This is a genomic window from Shewanella sp. 10N.286.52.E4, from assembly GCF_041468785.1.
GTDB lineage: Bacteria > Pseudomonadota > Gammaproteobacteria > Enterobacterales > Shewanellaceae > Shewanella > Shewanella electrodiphila.
This window is the reverse complement of record NZ_JBFRJJ010000002.1, coordinates 19,686-45,621: the sequence shown is the minus strand read 5'-3', so window position 1 is coordinate 45,621 and position 25,936 is coordinate 19,686. Positions and strand designations below refer to the sequence as shown.

The following is a 25,936-nucleotide window of genomic DNA, read 5'->3' as shown; positions in this document are numbered from 1 at the left end:
CTGCATAAGTAAACTACGGCACTATTTTTATGTTTAAAATGAAACAGATTTTTTGAATTTACATGACGAGTCACTAGTAAATATCATTAAATTAAACAACAATACTTGTATACAAATGAGTAACAAACGTCCTTTTTAGTTATAGACGTCAACACAATAATAAATAAACCGTATTAACGGTCATTGGAACTGTACATGTTTTTAAAACCTATATTATTTTTAGGCGCTGTATCTTTTGTTAGTTTGCTCCCTACTTCCTTAATAGCTGCAGAGCAATCTGACTATTCTCCTTTAGCCGACAGCTTTAAACAGCGTTTTCATCAACAGCTTAAAACAAGCAAAGTGCCAGGTGGCGCATTTGTGATAGTTGAGGGCGACAAAGTGCTGAAACTCAGTACATATGGTAAACGAACAAAAGGCGGCAGTTTGAATGTCAATGCAGACACTGTATTTAGATTAGCGTCTGTATCTAAAACTTTTGCTGGCACGTTAGCCAGTATGTTGGTCAATGAGAAAAAATTAAATTGGCAACAGCCGATCAAAAGCTACTTGCCAGAGTTTACCCTTGCCGACAAACAAAAAGCGCAGCAAATCAATCTCGGTCATATCATTGGACAAAGTACCGGCTTGATGCCAAATAGCTATGATAATTTAATCAATGCCAATGTGGGCATGGAAAGAATTATCAACAAATTCTCTGAGCTCACCCCGATGTGTTCTCCTGGGGTCTGTTACAGCTACCAGAATGTAGCATTTTCATTTATTCAAGACGCAATAGAACAGCAATCGGGTCAATCTTATGAATCTTTACTGCAAAATAAGATATTTTCACCTTTAGATATGAAGTCAGCATCCATTGGTTATGACGCATTCGATCAGCAAAGTAATCGCGCTGAACCACACGTAAAAACGAAATCAGGGTTCAGAAAAGTAAAAGTAAAACCCAATTATTACAAATTAGCACCTGCTGCTGGTGTTAATGCCAGCATTACTGATATGTCAAAATGGCTAATTGCCAATCTAGGTGAAAACCCTGGGGTTCTGTCCAACAGTGTGATTAAAGATGTTACTACCCCAGGTGTTAGAACAACAAAAGAACTACGCCGCCGCGATTGGAGAACTTATCTAGATAATGCTCATTACGGTAAAGGTTGGCGAGTTTATGAATTTGAAGGTAGACCATTAATCTATCATGCTGGATGGGTGGCTGGTTATGTTGCCGAAGTCTCCTACTCACCTGAATTAAATATCGGTATGGCAATGTTACTTAATGGAGAATCAAGGGTTATTGCTAAACTTAGTTCGGCATTTTGGCGTGATACATTTAAACGTGCAGATGTCCTCGCCAGTAATACATCAGCGAACTAAAACTGAATAGAACTGAGCTGAACTATAGCTGAACTAATATAAGTTAAATTAAGTTAAGTAATCAAGCGGTCTTAAACAAGTTAATCCATCGAGTGGTGAATACTTGTGACAGCGAATAACTGTAGCCATTTACGCATTAAGTAGGTAAGTAAGTGAGCAAACAACACTAAACCAAACACTGTAGTTTGAGACAATTTACAAACCTATAATTAAAAACACTAAAGCTGTGTTTACGCTAAGTTTAACGTTATCGATTATAAAAAAGAACCAATAAAAAAGGATGCCATTGGCATCCTTTTTTTGTTTCAGCAAATAACTCGATTAAGCATCTGCTTCTGGTGTATCAGTCGCATCGTCAGCAGTATTTTCTACTGCAGCTGTTTCAGACTCTTCGCCTTCAACAAACTCTTCTTCTGGGACTTCAATTTCATCAAGTCTTTGCAAACCGACTACTTTTTCATCTTCAGCAGTACGAATGATTGTCACACCTTGTGTGTTACGACCAATCAATGAAACACCGTTAGAAGGAGTACGTACCAGAGTACCTTTGTTACTAATCAGCATGATTTCTTCAGATTCAGTCACCTGAACAGCGCCAACGACTGCACCGTTACGCTCACTCACCTTGATTGAAACAACACCTTTAGTGCCACGGCTCTTAGCTGGGTACTCAGATAGGTCTGTACGCTTACCGTAACCATTTTCAGTTACCGTAAGAATAGAGCCATCTTCTTTAGGAATGATCATTGAAACAACTTTTTGACCATCTTCAAGTTTGATACCACGAACACCCGTTGCCGTACGACCCATTGGACGGATAGCAATCAGATCTTCACCAGTCTCAGGATCTTTCTTCACTTCACCCGTTTCAGAATCACGTACTTTCTCGTTAAAGCGAACAACTTTACCTTCATTCGAGAACAACATGATGTCATCACTACCATTAGTAATATCAACACCAATTAACTGGTCATCATCTTTCAGGTTAACTGCAATAATACCGTTTGCACGAGGATTACTATAAGCAGTTAATGCTGTTTTCTTAACGGTACCGTGAGCGGTAGCCATGACAATAAACTTATCATCAGCATATTCACGCACAGGTAGAATCGCAGTAATACGTTCACCATCAGAAAGCGGTAACAAGTTAATGATTGGACGGCCACGCGCTGTGCGGCTTGCCAACGGTAACTGGTAAACTTTAAGCCAGTACATTTTACCGAAGTCAGAGAAACAAAGAATCGTGTCATGCGTATTGGCAACAAGCAGTTTTTCAACGAAATCTTCATCTTTCACTTTCGTTGCAGCTTTACCTTTACCACCACGGCGCTGCGCTTGGTAATCAGTCAATGGCTGATATTTAGCGTAACCCATGTGTGATAGTGTCACCACGACATCTTCTTCGTTAATTAAGTCTTCAAGACTCATATCAACTTCGTTTTGATTAATCACAGTACGACGAGCATCACCGTATTGTTCTAGAATCTCTTCTAACTCTTCTTTGATGACTTCCATCAAGCGTTCAGGGCTACGTAGAATAAACAATAGACCTGCAATGAACTCGAGTAACTCTTCATATTCAGCAAGAATTTTTTCATGTTCAAGGCCCGTTAGGCGATGTAAACGAAGCTCTAGAATTGCCTGTGCTTGCTGCTCAGTTAAGAAGTATTCGCCATCACGAATACCAAATTCTGGCTCTAACCACTCAGGACGAGCTGCTTCATCACCTGCTTTTTCAAGCATGCCTTGTACATTTCCTAGCTTCCAACCTTGCTCTACTAATTTAACCTTAGCTTCTGCAGGAGTTGGTGAAGCCTTAATTAACGCAATGATTGGATCAATGTTAGCCAATGCAATAGCAAGTGCTTCTAGGATATGTGCACGTTCACGTGCTTTACGTAATTCAAATACGGTTCTACGTGTAACGACTTCACGGCGGTGAAGGATGAAACACTCAAGCATTTCTTTTAAGTTAAACAGTTTTGGTTGACCATTTGTCAACGCAACCATGTTAATACCAAAAGAGCACTGCATTTGAGTTTGAGCGTATAGGTTATTAAGTACAACCTCGCCAACTTCACCACGTTTAATTTCAATAACAATACGCATACCGTCTTTATCAGACTCGTCGCGTAAGCCACTGATACCTTCTATTTTCTTATCTTTTACAAGCTCAGCGATTTTTTCAATCAAACGCGCTTTGTTAACCTGATAAGGAATTTCAGTAACGATAATACGTTCACGGCCATTCTCTTCTTCAACTGCAGCTTTTGAGCGCATAACAGCACGGCCACGGCCAGTTTTGTATGCATCAATGATACCTTTACGGCCATTGATAGATGCTGCTGTTGGGAAGTCAGGACCTGGAATGTGTTCCATTAGCTGTTCAATTGAAAGACTTGGCTCTTCAATTAACGCTAAGCAACCACCGATCACTTCAGAAATGTTGTGAGGAGGTATATTGGTTGCCATACCGACAGCGATACCAGAAGAACCATTAATTAATAATGTCGGTACACGCGTTGGTAATACAGCAGGAATAAACTCAGTACCATCATAGTTAGGTACATAATCTACTGTTTCTTTTTCTAAATCGGCTAATAATGAATGAGCCAATTTTTCCATGCGAATTTCTGTATAACGCATTGCTGCTGCAGAATCGCCATCAACTGAACCAAAGTTACCTTGGCCGTCAACAAGCGTATAACGCATAGAGAATGGCTGAGCCATACGTACGATTGTATCGTATACAGCAGAGTCACCATGTGGGTGATACTTACCGATTACGTCACCAACAACACGAGCTGATTTTTTATAAGGCTTATTAAAGTCGTTCTTTAATTCGTTCATTGCAAAAAGCACACGACGGTGAACCGGTTTTAAACCGTCACGAACGTCGGGTAATGCACGACCTACGATTACACTCATTGCATAATCTAAATAAGAATTTTTTAGTTCGTCTTCGATGTTAATTGGCGAAATTGATGATGCCAGATCAGTCATAAACTGCTCGTTCCCCTAAAATTAGCGCACAATAATTATTCCATTTTATTGTGTAGCTCAAAAACGTGATTTGGCATTCTAACACAGATATAAAAAGTGGCTAGACCCTAGGACAACGAAAAGTTAAAGCAAGTGAAAAACTGAATAAAAACAGCAAGAATAAGTCAATATTGTTTAGGTTTCTCTACTATTTAAATTACGAAAATGGTTTAACAAATATCGGATGTCCTTTTTATCTACAAATAGTGTTGAATATATAACCAACTAGAAATGAATCTTGTTTCATCTCACTATGTTTATTGCAACGGATGGTTATAATGCATGCAATAATCACTAATAAATCATGGGTCCTTGCAATGTCGAATCAAGAACACACCACTCAACAAAATGTTGATCATCAAGAAATCGAAAAATTTGCCAATATGGCTGAGTCTTGGTGGGATCCAAATGGTGACTTTAAACCTTTACATTTGCTGAACCCATTGCGATTAAATTATATCGACCAAACCTGTGGTGGTTTGTTTGGTAAAACAGTCGTTGATATTGGTTGCGGTGGTGGCATTTTGTCTGAAAGCATGGCAAAAATAGGCGCGAAAGTGACTGGGCTTGATATGGGTGAAGCCCAAATAGAAGTGGCAAAGCTGCATGCATTAGAAACAGGCGTGACAGTGGATTACGACACAATGACAGCTGAAGAGCATGCTGGTGCAAACCCTGCTAAATACGATGTTGTCACTTGTATGGAGATGCTTGAGCACGTCCCTGACCCATTATCTGTGATTCAAGCCTGTTGTGACATGGTAAAACCTGAAGGTTATGTGTTCTTCTCAACCATTAACCGCAATATGATGTCTTATATACAAGCCATTGTAGGTGCTGAATATGTATTAAAAATGCTGCCAGTCGGCACACACGATCACAGTAAGTTTATTAAACCATCTGAGTTAATAAATTTAGTGGATAAAACAGATCTAATTTGTCGTGATGCCCTAGGCATTACCCATAACCCATTATCGGGTGTATATAAGTACACTAATAAAGTTGACGTTAATTATATGATTGCCACTCAAAAAGTGGCTGACTAATTAATAGTTTTCATAGGTAGCATCAAATACGGTGCTGCCAGAGGCAAAATGCTTCGTTGGCAGAATTGGCTTTGACAAAGAGTGCTAATCCGTTTTGCTCATTGATAAAGTGTCGATTACGTAACTAAGGGATGTATGAATTCGATTAAAGCAGTGTTGTTTGATTTAGATGGTACTCTTGCTGATACCGCCCCAGATTTGATTCATGCATTAAATTTAAGCCTACAAGAACGCGGCATTGAGTCTAAAAGCGTTGATGAATTACGTTACTCAGCTTCTCATGGAAGTTTGGCACTGGTTAAAGCCGGAGTGCCACACCTTGATGAAGCATCTCAAATTGAAATTCAACAATCCTTATTGGCCTACTACAAACTAGTCAATGGTGAGAAAGCGAAATTATTTCAAGGATTCGAAGCCTTCCTAACTTTATTAGATAGTCATAATATCCCATTTGGGATCGTCACTAACAAGCAAGCTAAGTTTACTCGCCCTCTAGTCTGTGCTTTAGGGCTGACTAAAAGGGCCAAAACGGTAATTAGCGGTGACTCAACTCAATATCCAAAACCACATACTGCGCCAATGTTATTAGCCGCTCAACAAATTGACTGTCTACCAGAGCACATCTTATACCTTGGTGACGCTGAGCGTGACTTAGTCGCGGCAGAAAAAGCAGGTATGATTGGTGGGACGGCATTGTGGGGTTATTTGTCTGAATCTGATACACCGTCACAATGGCCAAGCCAACTTGAATTCGAATCAGTTCATGCGCTCCAGCAATACTTTCTAAACACTGTGCTCTAAACACTGTGCTCTAATCACTGAGCTCTAAAAACTGTTCTCTAAACACTGTTATCTAAACACTCTTCTCTAAGTACTGGGGCATTTTCATTCGTTTACCGTACTTTAAGACTAATTTTGACAGTGTTTTAATGGATTAAATAATATCAGTTTGGCTTAGCAAAACCTTTCTATAAAGATCAAACTATTTTTTCAACAAAACAATCGATCGCTGAATATTGTAGCGATCAAACCGAACTCGTTCTTCGTTCAAAATTTAACCTAGCCTAATTATTCAAAGCGTAATTTGCGTTAGCAGGTTAGCTTTTACTAACTTGTTTCACTATACATAAGATATCCACAAGTTATTCAGTAAAATCTTGCTTGCAAAAGTACGCCAACCTCACTATCTTGTATGTATCAAATTTAAAAACACCATATCTTGTGTATGACATCACCACGAGACACTAGCTTAAAAAGCTCAGTATCTCGCTGTATCACTAGTATTTTTGTAAATTTAATGTTGTAAATGCTTTTGGATGATCGACTTACAAGGGAACGTAATGTGATTTATTGGCGATCGTAAGCAGTACGGTTAAACAAGATCCAAATAATAAATTACACCAATAAATATAGAACCAAGGTCTCTTTTTAATGAACAGCAATATGACAGTCACTAAACGTAGTGGCGAGCGCGAAACAATCGATTTAGACAAAATTCATCGCGTTATCGAATGGGCAGCAAAAGGACTGAATAACGTATCAGTCTCTGAAGTAGAATTACGATCACACCTGCAGTTTTTTGATGGTATTCCAACTGAAGCTATTCATGAAACTATTATTAAAGCCGCTGCGGATTTAATTTCTCCAGAATCGCCAGATTATCAATTTCTTGCTGCACGCTTAGCTGTTTTCCATCTTCGTAAAAAAGCCTTTGGCCAATTTGAGCCTCCAAAGTTAGTCGACCAAGTTAACCGTTTAGTAGAAATCGGTAAATACGATAAGCACATCGTTGAAGACTACACAGCTGAAGAATTAACCATTCTTGACAGCTACATGGATCATTGGCGTGATATGAACTTTTCATATGCTGCAGTTAAGCAGTTAGAAGGTAAGTATCTAGTACAAAACCGTGTGACTAACGAAATATACGAGAGTGCCCAGTTCCTTTATATTCTGGTCGCTGCATGTTTATTCGCTAAGTATCCAAAAGAAACCCGCCTTGACTACATCAAGCGCTTTTATGATGCGGTTTCTACTTTTAAGATTTCATTACCTACGCCGATTATGGCTGGTGTACGTACGCCGACTCGTCAGTTCAGCTCGTGTGTATTAATTGAATGTGATGACAGCTTAGATTCAATCAATGCTACAGCCTCTTCAATCGTTAAATACGTTAGCCAACGTGCTGGTATTGGTATTAACGCTGGTCGTATTCGTGCATTAGGAAGCCCTATTCGTGGCGGAGAAGCATTCCACACCGGTTGCTTACCTTTTTACAAATATTTCCAAACAGCAGTTAAGTCATGTTCACAGGGCGGTGTTCGCGGCGGTGCAGCAACCTTGTTCTACCCAATTTGGCATCTAGAAGTTGAATCTCTGCTGGTACTGAAAAATAACCGTGGTGTTGACGATAACCGTGTTCGTCACCTTGATTATGGTGTGCAATTAAACAAGCTGATGTATCAGCGTTTAATTAAGTCACAAAACATCAGCTTATTCAGCCCATCTGATGTGCCTGGTTTGTACGATGCATTCTTTGCTGACCAAGTTGAGTTTGAACGCCTTTATTTGCAGTATGAAGCTGACACTAGCATTCGTCGTAAAGAGATTAAAGCGGTTGAATTATTTTCACTAATGATGCAAGAACGTGCTTCCACTGGTCGTATTTACATTCAAAATGTTGACCATTGTAATACCCACAGCCCGTTTGATCCGAAAGTTGCACCAATCAAACAATCTAACCTTTGTTTAGAAATTGCCTTGCCAACTAAGCCAATGAAAAACATTGAAGATCCAAATGGTGAAATTGCCCTTTGTACTCTTTCAGCGCTAAACCTTGGTGCAATCAATGATTTATCAGAGCTAGAGCCTTTAGCTGATTTAGCCGTTCGTGCTTTGGATAACTTACTCGATTACCAAGATTACCCAATTATCTCTGCGCAACTTGGTTCAATGAATCGTCGTACGCTAGGTATAGGTGTAATTAACTTTGCAAATTACTTAGCAAAGAATGGCATGAAATATTCTGATGGCTCAGGTAACAACTTGACTCACAAAACCTTTGAAGCAATTCAATTCTACTTATTGAAAGCGTCAATGAACTTAGCCAAAGAGCAAGGTGCATGTCCGTTATTTAACGAAACGACTTATGCAGAAGGTATCTTGCCAATTGATACTTACAAACGTGACTTAGACAAAATCTGTGATGAACCATTACACATGGATTGGGAAGGATTACGTAGCGACATTAAAGCGCACGGTTTACGTAACTCTACGTTATCAGCATTGATGCCTTCAGAAACCTCTTCGCAGATTTCTAACGCGACCAACGGTATTGAACCACCACGTGGATTAATCAGCGTTAAAGCAAGTAAAGACGGTCAGTTAAAGCAAGTAGTACCAGATTTTGATGAGCTTAAGCATCAGTACGAATTGCTTTGGAATATGCCGAACAATAACGGTTATTTAGAATTAGTCGGGATTATGCAGAAGTTTATCGACCAAGCAATTTCTGCCAACACTAACTACGACCCTACTCGCTTTGACGGTCAAAAAGTTCCAATGCAAACCTTGCTTAAAGATTTGCTTACAGCCTACAAGTTGGGGGTAAAAACCCTTTACTATCACAACACTCGTGATGGTGCATCAGACAACTTAGACGACATTACTGTAGTCGAAAAAGAAGATGACGATTGTGCCGGCGGCGCTTGTAAAATTTAATCAATAATTAGCATATAATTGCGGGGACTTTCGCCGCTTTTTTGGGATATATAAATGGCTTACTCTACTTTTTGTCAAACACCGAACAATCCAATGAACGAACCAATGTTCATGGGCCAATCAGTTAATGTTGCGCGTTACGATCAACAAAAATATGAAGTTTTTGAAAAGTTAATTGAAAAGCAATTATCTTTTTTCTGGCGCCCAGAAGAAGTAGATGTAAGTAAAGATAAAATCGATTATCAAAGTTTGCCTGAGCATGAAAAGCACATTTTCATCTCAAACCTTAAATACCAAACGTTACTTGATTCTATTCAAGGCCGTTCACCAAACGTTGCCCTTTTGCCGTTAGTGTCGTTACCTGAATTAGAAACTTGGATTGAAACTTGGTCATTCTCAGAAACCATTCACTCACGTTCGTATACCCATATTATTCGTAACATCGTTAACGATCCTTCGGTTGTATTTGACGATATCGTTGTGAACGAAGAAATTCTGAAACGTGCTGGTGATATTGCTCAGTACTATGATGACCTCATTGAGTTAACTCAAGTATTCAATCTGCATGGTGAAGGCACGCACACGATTAATGGTAAAGAGATAGCTGTTAGCTCTCGTATCCTTAAAAAATCACTTTACCTGTGCATGATGTCAGTCAACGCTTTAGAAGCGATTCGTTTCTATGTCAGTTTTGCCTGTTCATTTGCTTTCGCGGAACGTAAGTTGATGGAAGGTAATGCTAAAATTATTCGCTTAATTGCTCGCGATGAAGCATTGCACTTAAATAGTACGCAGCACATAGTGAATATCATGCAAGGTGGTAAAGACGATCCTGAAATGGGCGAAATCGCTAAAGAATGTCACGATCAAGCCTACGATATTTTTTATAAAGCGGCTGAACAAGAAAAAGAATGGGCACAATACCTATTCAAAGATGGTTCAATGATTGGCTTAAATGAACAAATTTTATGTCAGTATGTTGAGTATATAACCAACCAACGTATGAAGGCTGTTAACTTACCGCAACCCTACCCAGAGCAAACTAATCCACTGCCTTGGATGAAAAACTGGTTAGAAAGTGACGCTGTTCAAGTAGCGCCGCAGGAAGTTGAAGTTTCATCATACTTAGTGGGACAGATTGACTCTGCAGTCGACAGTGATGAGTTCTCTGATTTTGACCTATAAGCACGATTTTAAAAAAGCGCCCATTGTCAGTTTAAATGGCGAACCAGTGTTGCTGTTCAACCAGCAGCAACACACACTACTTGAAGTATTAGAAACTAAAAAAGTAAATATTTTCTCTGAATGTAGAAATGGTTTTTGTGGCGCTTGTAAAACCAAGGTCAACAAAGGCAGCGTTCGTTACCTTACTAAGCCATTGATTGAGCTTAAACAAGATGAATGCTTACCTTGTTGCTGCGTGCCTGATACAAATCTAGATCTAGATTTGACCACAGATGAGCCCAGTAACTTATATGTTCAACATAACAAGTCTGTGGTTTTCTTAGATTAAGCTAAGGTGAATTGTCTTAAAAAAAGCACTAACCCTTGGCTTTCTTTGCCTCATTAAACATTTTATCAACTTCACCAAACATCCAATTCATAATATTACCCGCCCCTTTATCGCGACGCTTTACCAATCCCATTTCAATCAATAAAGAATCTGGAATGTGATAACAACTCAATTCTTTAATTTCACCAGAATACCAAGACGAGTCAGCAATGTGCTCAGGCACTAGCGCCCAACCTAAACCTCTTATGACCAAAGACGTAATATAGTAATAGCTATCAACATGCCAACAGTTTGCCGAAATGGGCTTACTCTGGGTTTGTAAATCACATATAACCAACTGTCGATACTGATTCAGTTCAGCTATATTGGGTGTTGGAACATTTGCTAGCGGATGATTTACTGAAACAATCAAAGATTGATGAAAACTGTCTATGCTAAAAAACTCAAGTCGCTCACAGAGTTGTTCATTACGAAACAAAATACCTAAATCTGCTTTGCCATCATCAACCCATTGAGCAATGTCATCTCTTGAACCATTCAAAATAGTCAGTTTTAACAAAGGGAATGTATTGGCCGTTTTATCAAAAAAAGCCTCAAATGTAGAAATTGGTACAGCTTCGTCAATAGCAATAGTCAATGCAAGCTCATCCTCTGTTTGCACTGTCATTGCACGTGAATTTAATCGTTCACATTGTGCTAGTACTGCTTTCGCTTCGATGAACATCTGTTCGCCTTGCTCTGTAAGTACTGGCATACGCCCTGTTCTATCGAAAAGTTTAAAACCTAAATCTATTTCTAAATTGGCTACCGCAGTACTCACGCGAGACTGCGCTTTACCTAATGAACGCGCAGCAGAGGAAAATGATCCCATATTCGCCGCCGCAACAAATGCTTGTAACTGTTCTATAGACCAGTTCATGTTGACTCCCGCTAAAACACTATCCGAAAATCGGATAGATACTAACTTTATTCTATCTTATAAATAGCCATAATGGACAACATTAAGTCTGTAAATTTATTTGAGTGTGTAGAATGTCTAACCTTATTTCAAAACCATCAAGTTTGACGGTCAGCCAGCATTTCTGGAAATATGCCATCCCTTCTATTGCTGCTATGCTCGTCAGCGGCTTATATCAGATTATTGATGGCATTTTTGTTGGTCACTATGTGGGTTTTGAAGGTTTAGCTGGGATCAACATGGCTTGGCCAGTAATCTGCTGTATCGCCGGTGTTGGAATGATGATTGGCATGGGCGGTGGTAGTTTATTATCCATCAGCCGTGGCGAAAATAAACCTGAAGACGGACAGCGTGTATTAAATAATGCCATCGCACTAATTGTGTTGTTAAGTATTGCTGCTGCCGTATTCATTCAACTATGGGGTGAATCGTTATTATTGTTACAGTCAGCTAGCGGCGCTAACTACACCATGGCAATGGACTATATTGAAGTATTTGCTTATGGTGCATTCTTTACTGCAGCGGCAACAGCTTTACCGCTATTAGTACGAAACGATGAAAACCCAGGTCTTGCCACAAAGCTTTTAATCGTTGGTGCCACGCTAAATATTGCATTGGATTATTTGTTAATTGCCGTCTATCCATTGGGCTTAAAGGGCGCAGCGATTGCGACATTAGTGTCACAAGCGGTCGTAGTTGTACTCGGTTTCAGCTACTTTTTCTCATCAAAAGCCAATACAAAAGCCAAACTTAATCTAAGTTCTATTTGCTTTTCTCAAATGAAACATATCATTGTGCTCGGTAGCTCCAGTTTGTTTATGTTTTTATACTTCAGTTTTATTATTGCGCTGCATAACTATTTGTTTATGAAGTTCGGCTCTGCTGTTCATGTTGCCGCTTTTGCCATCGTAGGATACGTGGCTACCACCTTCTTTTTATTAGCTGAAGGTATTGCAAGTGGTATGCAACCACCTGTGAGTTACTACTACGGCGCAAAAGAAGTCAGCAATATCAAAGCGACGGTAAAACTCGCTGTTAAAGTCATTATGGTATTAGCCGTATCAACAGTGACCTTTATCAATGTGTTCCCTGAGTTTGTTATCGGTTTTTTTAGCAGTCAAGACCAAGCTTTAATGGCTGAAACCTTGATTGGGATGAGATTACATTTATTTGCTTTGGTGTTAGATGGACTTATTTTTATCGCTACCATGTATTTTATGGCAGTTAACCAAGGTGGTCGTTCATTAACGATTTCATTGGGTAATATGCTAATTCAAATACCCTTTCTATTAATGCTACCTTCTTTACTTGGGGTTAATGGCATTTGGTTATCAGTGCCCTTATCTAATATCGCTTTGTGTATTATTCTGTCACCATTAATTTTCAGTGAGATTAAACGGATCAATCAATTAGGTGAGCAGCCAACAAAGAGGGATTTGCATACTTTCAGTGAACTTAACGCCTCTTAATCGATGCATGGATGAATATTGCTCCGCAGTTAATGCTCATTACAACTTGATAAAATAAACTCGCCATATATATACATCCATTATGTGGCGAGTGTAGATTCAGCATTGTCATAACCCTTCAAAATCCTTCATAACCTGCCATGAAAAAGAGTTGTATTTAATCCGCTCGTCTTCAGCTCAAAATACCTGCTGTTTACAAGCTTAAGTACTAAGCAAAAAGTTATTAGCAATCAGCAATATTCATCTTTGGCATACAATTTTACACTTTTAGTGTTCAATAACTTCGACTTATGTTAGTTAGTTGTTAATATCCACTGGCGTAAAATAAGATTAAATCATTATCTAAAATGGATTAAAACAACAATAAATAGGGACAATCATGATTAAAAAATCATTGAAATGGTTAGGACTTGGCACGTTAGGTGTTGCCACTATTGGTGCGAGTTTCGCTGCCCATGAGTGGTATGCCGATAAACCATTTATGTTTAGATCTTATCTAGATCGCCAAATGGTTAAGATGGCTTTTAAAGATCCTGAAGGGTTAACCTCTCTTGGATTTCTCGAGTCAGTTGGTATAAAAGGACATAATGCTCACCTTGATGATGTCGATCCATCTAACAGCAAAGCCATGTTTGATGAAATGAAAAGCTTTCGTGATGGCTTGCATCAATATGAAGATAATAATTTAGATGAAAATCAGCTTATATCGAAACAAATAGCCCTATATTTGACAGGTCTTATCGATGATTTCGACAAGTTTCAGTATCACACCTATCCGGCAAATCAAATGTTTGGCATTCAAAGTGGCTTCCCAAGTTTTATGGAGTCATCACATCAAGTGGCCACAGTTGAAGATGCCGAAAACTATCTTTCAAGAATGGGTGAACTAAACCGCAAATTTTCACAGTACCTATTAGCACTTCAAGAGCGTGAAGATCGCAATATCATTCCGCCACGCTTTGTGATTCAGCGAGTGCTTGATGAAATGCATGGTTTTGTTGCAACACCTGCAAATGAAAATATTCTTTATACTTCGCTTGTAACAAAATTTGATGCGACTGAAGAAATATCAGACGCTGAAAAAGCTAGACTACTTGCGCAAACAGAGCAAGCGATTATAGATTCAATATATCCCGCCTATGATTTATTCATCAATTATTTTGAAGCATTAAAACCCAAGGCTGGCACTGACGATGGATATTGGCATTTACCTCAAGGCGAGCAAGCCTATGCGTTAGCTTTAAAGCTATTTACTACAACAGATTACACCCCTGATTATATTCATGAATTGGGTTTAACCGAAGTCGCGCGTATCCAAGCAGAAATGTTAGTTATATTTGAGCAAGAAGGCATTGATACCAGTGATGGTTACCTTGCAGCAATGAACACGTTTTCTGATAAACCAGAATATTATTATGAAGACAGTGATGAAGGTAGAGCTCAAATCCTCGTCGACTACCAAACCATACTGGATCAAATTAATGACGGTCTAGATGACAGTTTTAACATTCGCCCAAAAGCTGGCATGGAAGTGGTTAGAATACCTGAGTTTAAAGAAAAAACAGCACCAGGAGCTTATTATCAAGGCCCCTCATTAGATGGAAGTCGCCCAGGGCGTTTCTTTGCAAATCTATATGATATAAAGACTTCACCTAAATATGCGATGCGTACATTAGCCTACCATGAGGGCATTCCAGGACATCACTTTCAAGTATCCATTGCTATGGAACTTGAAGGTATGCCTTTGTTGCGCAGATTTGCACCTTTTACAGCTTACTCAGAAGGTTGGGCATTATATGCTGAGCGTTTAGCTTATGAGCAAGGTTTTCAAAACACACCAGCAGATAACATAGGCCGCTTAACAGATGAGTTATTACGTGCCGTTCGCCTTGTCGTCGATACTGGCTTGCATCACAAACGCTGGACTCGAGAAGAGTCGATAGCATACATGAGCGCTAATACTGGCCGTGCGGAGCGTGATGTCATATCAGAAATTGAACGCTATATTGTCATGCCAGGCCAAGCGACATCTTACAAAGTTGGCATGATGAAAATTCTAGAGCTGCGACAAAAAGCTCAAGATAAACTCCAGGATAAATATGATATACGTGAGTTTCATGATGCGGTCCTTAAAAATGGTGCAATGCCTTTAGATTTATTGGAAACAGTCATCGATCAATATATAGAACAAAGGCTACAACAAGCTTAGAACTCGTTAAAATGTAACAATAAAATAAAAGAAAGGACTGCAAATGCAGTCCTTTCTTTGTTTTAAGGTTCTGTACTGAATGTCTTAGCCGTAAGTGTAGCTAGCACCTAATCCTAATGGGAATCCAATTGACCAATAAATTAATAACCACACACTCCAAATCGACAGTAGCGCCAAGCTAAATGGGAGCATCATTGAAATGAGCGTACCTATCCCAATCCCCTTCACGTAGCGTTGACAATAAACAACAACTAATGGGAAGTAAGGCATTAATGGCGTAATAATGTTGGAGCTTGAATCACCAATACGGTAAGCCGCTTGAGATAAATCAGGGCTGATATTAAGTTGCATCAACATAGGCACGAGCACTGGACCAATCAACGCCCATTTAGCAGATGAAGAACCCACAAACAAGTTAACGAAGCCCACTAGTAAGATCATACCTACCACAGTCACTTCTGCAGGTAGGTTTAAGGCTTTAAGCCCACCAGCGCCTTCAACGGCAATTAATGCGCCTAAGTTCGATGCTGAAAATGCTGCTACAAACTGTGCACAGAAAAATGCCATCACAATATAGTGAGACATACCACTCATTGACTTAGACATGGCTTGTACAACATCAGCTGAAGTTTTAAAGCTTCCAGTCATGTAACCATAAACTAAACCCGGCAACATAAAGAAGATAAAGATTAGCGGAACAATCGATTGCATTAGCGGTGCGCTAAAACTGGTAAGTGATCCATTAGCATCTCGCAATGTCGACGTTTCTGGAATGGCGAGTGAAAAGAAACCCACAATTGCAGCTAACATCACAGCTGAAGCAATCCTAAAAGCTTTCATTTCTTTCGCACTAGCTTGATCCATCTTAGGTAAGTCAACTTCGTCACGGTTAACTTTATGAGATTTATTCAATCTAGGCTCTAAGATTTTATCGGTTAAATACCAAATTACTAATGTAATAGGAATACAAGAAGACGCAGCAAAAAACCAGTTATTCAGAGGGTTTACTTGGATATCAGGGTCGACAATTTGCGCTGCTGACTGAGTAAAACTTTGCAATAATGGGTCGATACCTGATGGGATAAAGTTGGCACAAAATCCACCTGAAACGCCCGCAAACGCTGCCGCAATACCCGCTAATGGATGGCGGCCAACCGTAAAGAAAATAACCCCTGCTAAAGGAATAACCACCACATAACCTGCATCTGTAGCAGTATGAGATATAATCCCCACAAGTACGACAGCTGGCGTCAGGAACTTAGCGGGTGTGACTTTTAGCATTTGCTTTAATGCAGTATTAATAAAGCCAGATTGTTCAGCAATACCCACACCCAGCATAGCAACTAACACAACACCTAATGGCGCAAATGCGGTAAAAGTAGTTACCATTGAGGTTAAAAAATGGGTTAACGCATCTGCGCTCAATAAATTATTCACTTCAATAGGACTGTTTGTACGAGGATCTATCGCTTCAAAACTCACGCCGGAAAGCAGCGCAGAAATCCCCCACACAGCAAACATCAAAATTAAAAACAACATCGCTGGATCAGGTAATTTATTACCCACTCGCTCAATACCATCTAAAGCTCTACCTAAAAAGCCAGGCGCTTTTTCTGCAGATTCACTTTTTATTGTCATCACTTCCTACCTTGTCAGTTTTCGGCAAATCTCTATGCCAATGATATAATTATCATTACACAGAAAACCCACTCGAATCTGCTTAATATATTTTTTAGCCTTCAAGAATAAGCAATCAATCTGTAATTAAACTTAAATTCAAACTTAAGTAGTACATTAAGCAAGCAGTTAATTACACTTTTAATGGTTACTTAGAATATCAATCTTAATTACTTTTACTGTGTAGCAAACGATCTGTCATCTAAGTAATAAAAAAAGGGAGCACTGCTCCCTATTTATTAGAATATTGAATAACCCATTACCAAGGCAATGTTTGACCATTAGAGTGTTTAAACACACCAGAAGATGCCATATCCAAGTCATTAATCAGCCCAACAATCCGACTTGCTGATTCAACTGCTGAGATATCCCCACCATGGTTAACCATATCAGTCTGCACGTAGCCTGGATGATAAATACCAACAGCTATATTTTTATCAGCAAGATCATGACTTAACGACATTGAAGCCGCATTTAATGCCGCTTTCGACATGCGATAACCATAACGTCCGCCAGAAGTATTATCTTCAATAGAGCCCATACGCGAAGTGATCATCGCAACTTTACTGCCCGGATTAAGTTGATTTTGCAGTGAAGCAACAACCCTAAGCGGTGCAACGGCATTGACTTCAAACTGTTGTCTGATGGTATCTAAATTAAGATGTGATAATTGCTCATCGCGTAAAATACCTGCATTGCAAATAAGAATATCAATAGCCACACCCGCAAGCGAAGTGTGCATATTATGAATCCCCTTATCTGTCGCAACATCAATTTGTGTAATCACATTAATATCCAGTGCTTCTAATTCATCAGAAGTGTGGCGACACAAACCAAATACCTTACATCCTTGTTGCTTAAATAGTTGTGCTAAAGCTAAACCGATACCTCGGTTAGCCCCTGTAATAACAACGTTAGACATTACAATACCCTTAAAATCTTTGATAACATTAATGAAAAGTATCAATAAAATTGACACATACCAAGTCCTAAAACTTCACCATCCCGGTTTTGGTAACCGTATCGCTGATAAAATGATTCTTTACCTTTTACAGATAATAATCCTACAGTCGCTCCATTGCAGACCGTATCAGCCAAGTAACATTGAATATGTTCCATAATAAAATGCCCTAAGCCCTGACCTTGATAATGGTTTTTTACCACAACATCTTGTACATAATAAAACAAAGCTCCATCACCAATAATCCTGCCATAAGCAGCTAAATTATTGTCACAATATAAGCAAACATGAAATAAAGATTGATTCAAACTGTTTTGCGCCAGTGTTGGGTCCACTTCTCCCCAACCAGCATCAGCTCTTATTTGATTAAACGCTCGCACTGATGGCGAGTTGAAACATATTTTTACTTTATGTTCCTTATCATCATGGCGGACAAAATGGTCAAAAGATTGCTTTAGCAGATTAAGATTCATCGAAATCCCCCCGTGTTACCTATACGATAAGTGTAATGGCAGAATGTCGTTATCAACATTTAATGACTAACAAAGCAAAAAACCTAGCAAAATGCTAGGTTTTTAAAGCTAAACTGAGTTTCAGTTGAACTGAATACTGACAATAAAAATTAAATTGCCATCGCTAGCTCGGCGCCTTGACGGATTGCACGTTTAGCATCAAGTTCAGCCGCTACATCAACACCACCAATCAAATGAACAGGTAACCCTGTGGCTTTCATATCATCAACCAATGAGCGATTAGACTCTTGTCCAGCACATAACACGACATTATCAACAGCCAAAATTTCAGACTGCTCACCGACTTTTATATGCAAGCCTTGCTCATCAAATTTTTCATAACTGACGCCAGTTTTCATATTTACTTGATGTTGTTTCAATACACTTCGATGGATCCAGCCAGTTGTCTTTCCAAGGCCTTTACCCATTTTGGTCGTTTTGCGCTGCAGTAAATACACTTCTCGCTGCGGCTTATGTTGCACTGCATCAGTTAATCCACCGGCATGCTGGTACTCTTTATCGATACCCCATTGCTTTAACCATTTATCAGGCTGCAATGTTGTTGATTCTTGCTCACATAAGAAATGCGCAATATCAAAACCAATACCGCCAGCACCAATCAGGGCAACTCTTTCACCAATATAGGCTTCGCCTTTTAACACTTGCTGATAATCAACCACTTTTGGGTTATCAAAGCCTGGTAAGTCTAATGCACGTGGAACGACTCCAGATGCAATGATGACTTCATCAAATTGTTCATTAATAAACACTTCTGAATCTAAACGAGTATTAAGGCGTAGTTCGACATTATGTAATTTCATTTGGTTTGTGAAATAACGAATAGTTTCATCAAACTCTTCTTTACCCGGAATTTTTCGGGCTAAATTAAACTGACCACCGACTTCAGATTTAGCCTCAAATAGTACGACTTCATGACCACGCGATGCCGCATAAACCGAGAACGCCATACCCGCAGGGCCTGCGCCCATCACAGCTAAACGTTTTTTGTTTGTCGTAGGAGTAAAGTTGATTTCCGTTTCATAACACGCACGCGGATTAACTAAACATGTCGCTCGTTTTAACGCGAAAGTATGGTCTAAACAGGCTTGGTTACAACCAATACAGGTATTAATAAGTTCACTGGTGCCCGCAGCTGCTTTATTGACAAATTCAGCATCAGCTAAGAACGGACGCGCCATTGATACCATATCCGCCTGACCAGATGCGATGATTGATTCACCAATCTCTGGGGTGTTAATTCGGTTAGTTGCAATGAGCGGCACGGAGACTTCAGACTTAAGTTTTTCTGTTACCCATGAAAACGCACCACGGGGGACACTGGTAGAAATTGTCGGTACACGAGCTTCATGCCAACCGATACCCGTGTTAATAATTGAAACACCGGCGCTTTCTAACCATTTAGCTAATTTAACCACTTCTTCCCAAGTCGAGCCGTTATCAACTAAATCTAGCATTGAAAGTCTAAAAATAATGATGAAGTCTTTGCCTACTTTTTCACGTATAGCTTTAACGATTTCCAGTGGTAAACGGGCACGATTATCAAAACTTCCACCCCATTCATCTGTACGTTTGTTAGTACGAGAACTAATGAACTGGTTAATCAGATAACCTTCAGATCCCATCACTTCAACGCCATCATAACCGGCTTTTCTAGCAAGCTTAGCGCTATTAGCGTAATCAGCAATTGTGCCTTTTACTTGTCTGCCTGACATTTTTGATGGGGTAAACGGCGTAATAGGTGATTTTATTTTGCTTGGCGCTTGGCTAAACGGATGATAGCCATAACGACCCGCATGTAGAATTTGCATACATATTTTGCCATCCGCTTCATGCACTGCATCAGTGACGATACGGTGCTTACTCACCTGCCAAGGAAAACTCAACTGGCAAGCGTGTGGCGCTAAACGTCCACGAAAATTTGGAGCAATACCACCAGTGACAATTAATCCGCAGCCACCTGCTGCTCGTTCTTTATAAAATGCAGCCAGTTTCTCAAATCCGCCCTTTTCTTCTTCAAGACCTGTGTGCATTGAGCCCATCAGCACTCGGTTTTTTAACTGAGTGAAGCCTAGATCTAAGGGTTCTAATAAATGTGGGAACGACATTCAAACATCCTTTTTAAACAAGTGATTTAAACTAGCATACAACGAGAGTTACTTAAGCTCAATGCTTTCCAAAGGCTCTTGTTAAAAACCGTTACAATTCAATTTCCCAAAGCTGTACATAATCAGTTAGCATTACAGTATTAGAATGTTATAGGAGTGGCTATGTCCGCCAAACCATCACTTATTAAAAGAATCTTTACTCTGATTTGGAAAACCATTAACGGTATTCGCAAAATCATCCTCAACCTTATCTTTTTCGGGTTCATAGCCATCATTATTGTGGCGTTGAGTGCGGATGACGAAATTGTGGTCGAAGATCAATCAGCCTTAGTATTAAACCTTGCTGGCAGTATCGTTGATCAAAAGCGCCATGTAGACCCGATTGAAGCGGTGTTTAAACAAAGCAAAAGTAATGATCCTGAAGGTGAAGTTCTGCTTTCTGACATTATTTATGTGATTAACAGCGCAACACAAGACCCTCGAATCCAGAGCATCGTATTACAAGTGGGTAATTTACGCGCTGGCGGGATCAGTAAAATGACTGCGATTGGCGATGCATTAAATGAATTTAAAGCCGCAGGTAAATCTGTTGTTGCTTTTGGTAATTCCTATGAGCAAAACCAGTACTTTATTGCCAGCTATGCCGACAGTATTTACTTAAACAATAAAGGTGCAGTTTCCCTTGAGGGACTTAGCAGTTACCGCTTGTTTTATAAGTCCGCACTCGAAAAATTAAATGTCAGCACCCATGTTTTCCGTGTTGGTACTTTTAAGTCTGCGGTTGAACCTTTCATTCGTGATGATATGTCAGCACCAGCTAAAGAGGCCTCTAGCGCATTACTTACTGATATTTGGCAAAACTACGAATCTACTGTTGCTGCTAACCGCAATATAGACCAAAACGATATTGTATTAAATCCGCAACGTTTTTTAACTGAGCTTGATAAAGTTTCTGGTGATTCTGCACAGTTAGCATTGAAGATGAAATGGGTAGACGAACTTGTTTCAGATGAAGCCTTTAGATTAGCCATGGTAGAAAAAGTAGGCCAAGATACTGAAGGTGATTCATTCAAACAAATCAGTTTCTCTGACTACCATGCAGCAGTGCAACCAATACCAAGTCTTATAGAAAAAGACTCGGTGGGTATCATTGTTGCTAAAGGCAACATCTTAAATGGTAAGCAACAAGCTGGACAAATTGGCGGTGAAAGTACCTCCGCGCTACTTAAAAAAGCGCGCTTTGATGACAAAGTAAAAGCAGTAGTACTTCGCGTCGACAGCCCAGGTGGTAGTGCATTTGCTTCTGAAAAGATCAGGCAAGAAGTGATTGCGCTTAAAGAAGCAGGTAAACCTGTTGTCGTCAGTATGGGCAGTCTTGCAGCATCAGGCGGCTATTGGATTTCAGCCAGTGCAGATTATATCTACGCGACTCCTACTACCCTAACCGGTTCCATTGGTATCTTTGGTATGTTTGCCACATTTGAAAATGTGTTATCAAACTGGGGCATAAATTCAGATGGCGTATCGACGTCTGAATGGGCAGGTATTTCAGCGACTCGTGCACTGGACCCTAATGTCTCAGCCGTTATTCAACGTCACGTTGAACATGGTTACCATGAATTTATCTCTCTTGTTGCCAAAGAGCGTGACATGACTCTCGAGCAAGTTGATCGTATTGCACAGGGCCGTGTTTGGTCAGGGACTCGCGCTGTCGAACTTGGTTTAGTTGATGAGCTTGGTGATATTGACAGTGCAGTAGCCAAAGCCGCAACCTTAGCCGAAATTGAGAAATTTGATACTAAGGTCATTCAGCAAGAGCTCACAACTGAAGAAATCTTTGTTCAGAAAATGCTGGCTTCAGCATCAGCTTACTTGCCTCAAGCGTCGACTCAGTCACCGATACTTGAACAGTTATTTAGTCAGTGGATTTCAGTTGTTGAAGAGTTCTCAATGTTTGAAGACCCTAATGGCATGTACCTGTACTGTGAAAACTGTAATTATTAACTCTATATCGCTAATAAGCTCAATTTAATTGCTAACAGAAAACAATTAAATTGAATATTATTCAAAAATGCCCGCTTTTTCGGGCATTTTTATTGGGTTTTAATCAATCTAAGACGTATAATTTGCAGATCTGATAATTTCCAGTGCTGAGAATCAACTTCAATGACAAAACGTTCTATATACGTCGCCTACACAGGCGGTACCATAGGTATGCGCAAAACAGACAATGGCTTTGCACCTGTGGCTGGTTTTTTAACCGATTGTGTTAAATCTATGCCAGAGTTTTATCATGAAGAAATGCCAAGCTTTGTCATTAATGAATACTCGCCGCTAATTGATTCATCAAACATGGCGCCAACTGATTGGCAATTGATTGCCAATGACATCAAAGCGAATTACGACAAGTATGATGGTTTTGTTATTTTGCATGGTACTGACACTATGGCGTATACCGCCTCTGCTTTATCTTTCATGCTACAGGGCTTATCAAAACCGGTTATTGTGACAGGATCGCAGATCCCGTTGGCACAGCTTCGCTCAGACGGTCAAACAAACCTACTAAACTCGTTATATATAGCAGCAAACTATCCTGTCGCTGAAGTTTGTTTATTCTTTAATAACAAACTCTTCAGAGGTAATCGTTCAACCAAAGCCCATGCTGACGGCTTTGATGCATTTGCATCACCTAACTTTCCGTTGCTACTTGAGGCTGGCATAAAAATAAACCTCCGTGCTGGCCAAATTACCGAGCCAACAAACGAAGCGCCACTGATGCCTCTTGAAGTGATAAACATTAGCCCGCAACCAGTTGGCGTTATTACGCTTTATCCAGGTATTTCCACTGAGATTTTTGCCAATATTTTAATGCAACCCGTTAAAGCATTAATATTATTAACCTTTGGTGTTGGCAATGCACCGCAAGACAAAGCATTGTTAGATACGCTAAAGCAAGCAGATGAACGTGGCATTGTTATCGTCAACTTAACCCAGTGTTTCCAAGGAAAAGTGAACATGGGCGGTTATGCTACGGGCAATGCCCTTGAGCAAGCGGGTGTAATAAGTGGATCAGATATGACCATTGAGGCAGCACTGGCAAAATTACATTATTTACTATCAAAAGATTTGACATCAAGTGAAATAAAATCAGCCATGAAGAAAAACTTACTAGGTGAGTTAACTGAGTAGAATTTACATTTAAATTAAACTACTGTTTTATTTGCATTAAAAAGCCACATTAAAGAATGTGGCTTTTTTTGTTTGCAATGTAATTACTTCACACTAAATGTCAGATTCTTTGAATTCAGCTATGGACTCGCCGCGGAATTCTTTTTTAAGTTGAGATTTAGATAGCTCGTTAATCTTGCCACCAGCACCAATCGTAAAGTGATCAGTCTGAGATAATTTACGTGCTTGATATAACATGACAACTTGTAACGTTGATTCTTTCTGCTCATCAGATAAAACGGTGCCGTCTTCCCACTTACCCGTTTCAGCCGCTGAGCGGAGTCGATGATAAACTTCTTCAGGCATGTCATCGATGACTTTATTGATATCGTTCATACGCTTTTCCGTTTGTGTAATACAATTCTTGCACGGGTTATGGTGTAGCCCACAAAACCAAATACAAAACAACCTACAGCTATATACGACTGCATTCCGGTTGCGGTTTCACCACCCCAAAACCAAATCACCACACCTGCAATAAATAAAGTTAAAAACACAAAACTATGGGTCATTAACTGATTAGATTTTTGGATGTGACTAATAACACGAACTGATTCATTATCGCCATCGGTACTCGAATGACAAAACTGACATTGTTTCGCTTTACTAGAAATACGTTTTTGACATGAAGGACATTCAATTAACGCCATAACTTGACTACTCTGTTAAATTATCAACAACGGCAAGCATTGCCACTAGCGATGCTTCACCAAGATACTCACAACGAGCTGGAGACCAACCCACTACAGGATCAGGCAGATTATCGTTGTCTTTAAATGGCATTTCTAACGTATTCGCTAGACATTTAAATGTGTTACCTACCCAGTTAGAGCCAACAGTTAAGTTTGCTTTTCCAGGCTCATCTTTGTCATAACCGTATTTAGTTTGAAAATCAGCACTTGCCATGCCTAATGCTGCAAGGAACTGCTCTTGTAACTTAGCCATATGTTCAGTGTAGTTTGGTGCGCCTTCACAGCCAGCAACAAACACATAAGGTAGACCTTCATCACCGTGCACATCGTAAAATAAGTCAACGCCCGTTTCTTTCATTTTATTCGTTACATAAAACACTTCAGGGCTTCTTTCTAAACTTGGCGACTGCCATTCACGGTTTAGGTTAGTTCCCACAGCATTAGTACGTAGATGCCCTCTCACGCTTCCATCAGGATTCATGTTTGGCACAATGTAGAAGTTAGCTTTGTCCAATAAAAGTTTTGCTGTTGGGCAATCACTGTCAAGTAATTGGTTTAATAGACCTTCAATTAACCATTCAGCCATGGTTTCACCAGGATGCTGTCTTGCAGTAATCCAGATGTTTTTCTTAGCAGGATCGTTATCGCCAATTTTAAGTAAGCTCATATCGCGACCATCAAGGGTTAAGCCAAGGTTTTCTAAGCTAACTGATGGGTGTAATTGCACAGAGCTTATCAAGTCTAAGTGACGCTCGTAGCTGTATGGTGCAAAGTAAGCAATCTGAATGGCTTCACAATCTAAATCAACTTGAATGGTTAGCTTGCCATCTTGGTAGGCCGTTGGTAAACGGAACCAGTGTTGACGGTCGTAACTCGCCACTGCTTGATAATCTTCCCAACCTTTAGGGTAAGATGCAGTACCAGCATTCATAATGTTCAATGAATATGTTTGACCAATTTCACCTTCCATACGGAAGTTAAACCACTGATAAAACTCGCCGCCTTCATCAGGTCTAATCGCCAGTTGAATGTCATCGTGCTTGTCTAAATTGATAGTCTCAATGTTGCCACCATCAAAATTCGCGCTAATACGCATAGGACTTCCTTATGTAAGGTTATTATCGATTTTTATCAGTGCATCTTATCAAATGCAGTTACTCAATAAAATCAAATCTAGAACAACTGATAAACATCTGCACAATTAATCCCCTTAACAGGGTATTCCATTGCCAAACCGTCTTTGTTCCAGCTCAATATTCAGGTGTACTCTATAAAGGTATGTGATAAAAATCAGTAGAAAATCAGTTACTGAAAGTGAATTATTGGAAGTGAAAAAATAAAAAGTCAGATATAAAAATGCCAAGTATGTCTGCCATACTTGGCATTAATTCAATGTTTGTTAATTCTAGAATTTT

The 25,936-nt window shown here is 39.6% G+C and carries 19 protein-coding genes; 10 read left to right on the top strand and 9 right to left on the bottom strand.

The window, feature by feature from the left end:
• Window positions 1-195: 195 nt before the first annotated feature.
• Complete coding sequence (locus AB4153_RS00535) at window positions 196-1,368, top strand: serine hydrolase (protein ID WP_229368746.1); 1,173 nt, start codon at window positions 196-198, stop codon at window positions 1,366-1,368.
• 321 nt (window positions 1,369-1,689) lie between these two features.
• On the opposite strand, the gene gyrA is transcribed toward AB4153_RS00535, so the two are convergent.
• Window positions 1,690-4,371, bottom strand: a complete 2,682-nt coding sequence (gyrA, locus tag AB4153_RS00530) for a DNA gyrase subunit A (RefSeq protein ID WP_371995983.1) — start codon at window positions 4,369-4,371, stop codon at window positions 1,690-1,692.
• A gap of 356 nt (window positions 4,372-4,727) precedes the next feature.
• Here gyrA and ubiG point away from each other — a divergent pair, with 356 nt between their 5' ends.
• The 5 genes from ubiG to yfaE all read left to right on the top strand — a co-directional run bounded on the left by ubiG (window position 4,728) and on the right by yfaE (window position 10,689).
• Entirely contained in the window at window positions 4,728-5,456 is a 729-nt protein-coding gene (ubiG, locus tag AB4153_RS00525; protein ID WP_102527403.1) for a bifunctional 2-polyprenyl-6-hydroxyphenol methylase/3-demethylubiquinol 3-O-methyltransferase UbiG, read from the top strand.
• Between the two features lie 135 nt (window positions 5,457-5,591).
• Entirely contained in the window at window positions 5,592-6,257 is a 666-nt protein-coding gene (locus AB4153_RS00520) for an HAD family hydrolase (RefSeq protein ID WP_371995981.1), read from the top strand.
• 630 nt (window positions 6,258-6,887) lie between these two features.
• Window positions 6,888-9,176, top strand: coding sequence for a class 1a ribonucleoside-diphosphate reductase subunit alpha (gene nrdA, locus AB4153_RS00515; protein ID WP_371995979.1), 2,289 nt, complete (start codon window positions 6,888-6,890; stop codon window positions 9,174-9,176).
• A gap of 54 nt (window positions 9,177-9,230) precedes the next feature.
• Window positions 9,231-10,361 (top strand): class Ia ribonucleoside-diphosphate reductase subunit beta, encoded by a 1,131-nt coding sequence (nrdB, locus tag AB4153_RS00510; RefSeq protein ID WP_102527380.1) that lies wholly within the window; start codon window positions 9,231-9,233, stop codon window positions 10,359-10,361.
• A complete protein-coding gene (gene yfaE / locus AB4153_RS00505) occupies window positions 10,336-10,689 on the top strand; it encodes a class I ribonucleotide reductase maintenance protein YfaE (protein ID WP_371995977.1) in 354 nt (117 codons plus the stop codon). Before nrdB ends, yfaE begins: the two co-directional genes overlap by 26 nt.
• Before the next feature lie 28 nt (window positions 10,690-10,717).
• Here yfaE and AB4153_RS00500 read toward each other — a convergent pair whose 3' ends face one another.
• Window positions 10,718-11,608 carry a LysR family transcriptional regulator gene (locus AB4153_RS00500; protein WP_371995975.1) on the bottom strand — a complete coding sequence of 297 codons (891 nt, stop codon included), beginning with the start codon at window positions 11,606-11,608 and terminating at the stop codon, window positions 10,718-10,720.
• Between the two features lie 113 nt (window positions 11,609-11,721).
• On the opposite strand from AB4153_RS00500, the gene AB4153_RS00495 reads away from it, so the two are divergent.
• Window positions 11,722-13,116, top strand: a complete 1,395-nt coding sequence (locus AB4153_RS00495) for an MATE family efflux transporter (RefSeq protein ID WP_102527383.1) — start codon at window positions 11,722-11,724, stop codon at window positions 13,114-13,116.
• 379 nt (window positions 13,117-13,495) lie between these two features.
• A complete protein-coding gene (locus tag AB4153_RS00490; RefSeq protein WP_371995973.1) occupies window positions 13,496-15,325 on the top strand; it encodes a DUF885 family protein in 1,830 nt (609 codons plus the stop codon).
• Window positions 15,326-15,409: 84 nt separating this feature from the next.
• Here AB4153_RS00490 and AB4153_RS00485 read toward each other — a convergent pair whose 3' ends face one another.
• The 4 genes from AB4153_RS00485 to AB4153_RS00470 all read right to left on the bottom strand — a co-directional run bounded on the left by AB4153_RS00485 (window position 15,410) and on the right by AB4153_RS00470 (window position 20,601).
• A complete protein-coding gene (locus AB4153_RS00485; RefSeq protein WP_371995971.1) occupies window positions 15,410-16,963 on the bottom strand; it encodes an AbgT family transporter in 1,554 nt (517 codons plus the stop codon).
• 298 nt (window positions 16,964-17,261) lie between these two features.
• A complete protein-coding gene (locus AB4153_RS00480; RefSeq protein WP_371995970.1) occupies window positions 17,262-17,924 on the bottom strand; it encodes an SDR family oxidoreductase in 663 nt (220 codons plus the stop codon).
• Window positions 17,925-17,965: 41 nt separating this feature from the next.
• Window positions 17,966-18,436, bottom strand: coding sequence for a GNAT family N-acetyltransferase (locus AB4153_RS00475; protein WP_371995969.1), 471 nt, complete (start codon window positions 18,434-18,436; stop codon window positions 17,966-17,968).
• 149 nt (window positions 18,437-18,585) lie between these two features.
• The gene (locus tag AB4153_RS00470) at window positions 18,586-20,601 is read right to left on the bottom strand and encodes an NADPH-dependent 2,4-dienoyl-CoA reductase (RefSeq protein WP_102527500.1); all 2,016 of its coding nucleotides are present in this window, start codon (window positions 20,599-20,601) and stop codon (window positions 18,586-18,588) included.
• 162 nt (window positions 20,602-20,763) lie between these two features.
• Here AB4153_RS00470 and sppA point away from each other — a divergent pair, with 162 nt between their 5' ends.
• Window positions 20,764-22,605 carry a signal peptide peptidase SppA gene (gene sppA, locus AB4153_RS00465; protein ID WP_371995967.1) on the top strand — a complete coding sequence of 614 codons (1,842 nt, stop codon included), beginning with the start codon at window positions 20,764-20,766 and terminating at the stop codon, window positions 22,603-22,605.
• Between the two features lie 162 nt (window positions 22,606-22,767).
• Window positions 22,768-23,790 (top strand): asparaginase, encoded by a 1,023-nt coding sequence (ansA, locus tag AB4153_RS00460; RefSeq protein WP_102527502.1) that lies wholly within the window; start codon window positions 22,768-22,770, stop codon window positions 23,788-23,790.
• A 93-nt stretch (window positions 23,791-23,883) separates the two neighbouring features.
• Here the strand turns inward: ansA and AB4153_RS00455 are convergent, their stop codons facing one another.
• Genes AB4153_RS00455 through AB4153_RS00445 form a run of 3 tightly spaced genes read right to left on the bottom strand, consistent with a single transcriptional unit; the run spans window position 23,884 to window position 25,617 of the window.
• Complete coding sequence (locus AB4153_RS00455) at window positions 23,884-24,165, bottom strand: YeaC family protein (RefSeq protein WP_102527503.1); 282 nt, start codon at window positions 24,163-24,165, stop codon at window positions 23,884-23,886.
• Complete coding sequence (locus AB4153_RS00450) at window positions 24,162-24,479, bottom strand: zinc ribbon domain-containing protein (RefSeq protein ID WP_102527504.1); 318 nt, start codon at window positions 24,477-24,479, stop codon at window positions 24,162-24,164. Before AB4153_RS00450 ends, AB4153_RS00455 begins: the two co-directional genes overlap by 4 nt.
• A gap of 7 nt (window positions 24,480-24,486) precedes the next feature.
• Entirely contained in the window at window positions 24,487-25,617 is a 1,131-nt protein-coding gene (locus AB4153_RS00445; protein ID WP_102527505.1) for a M14-type cytosolic carboxypeptidase, read from the bottom strand.
• Between the last annotated feature and the right edge of the window lie 319 nt (window positions 25,618-25,936).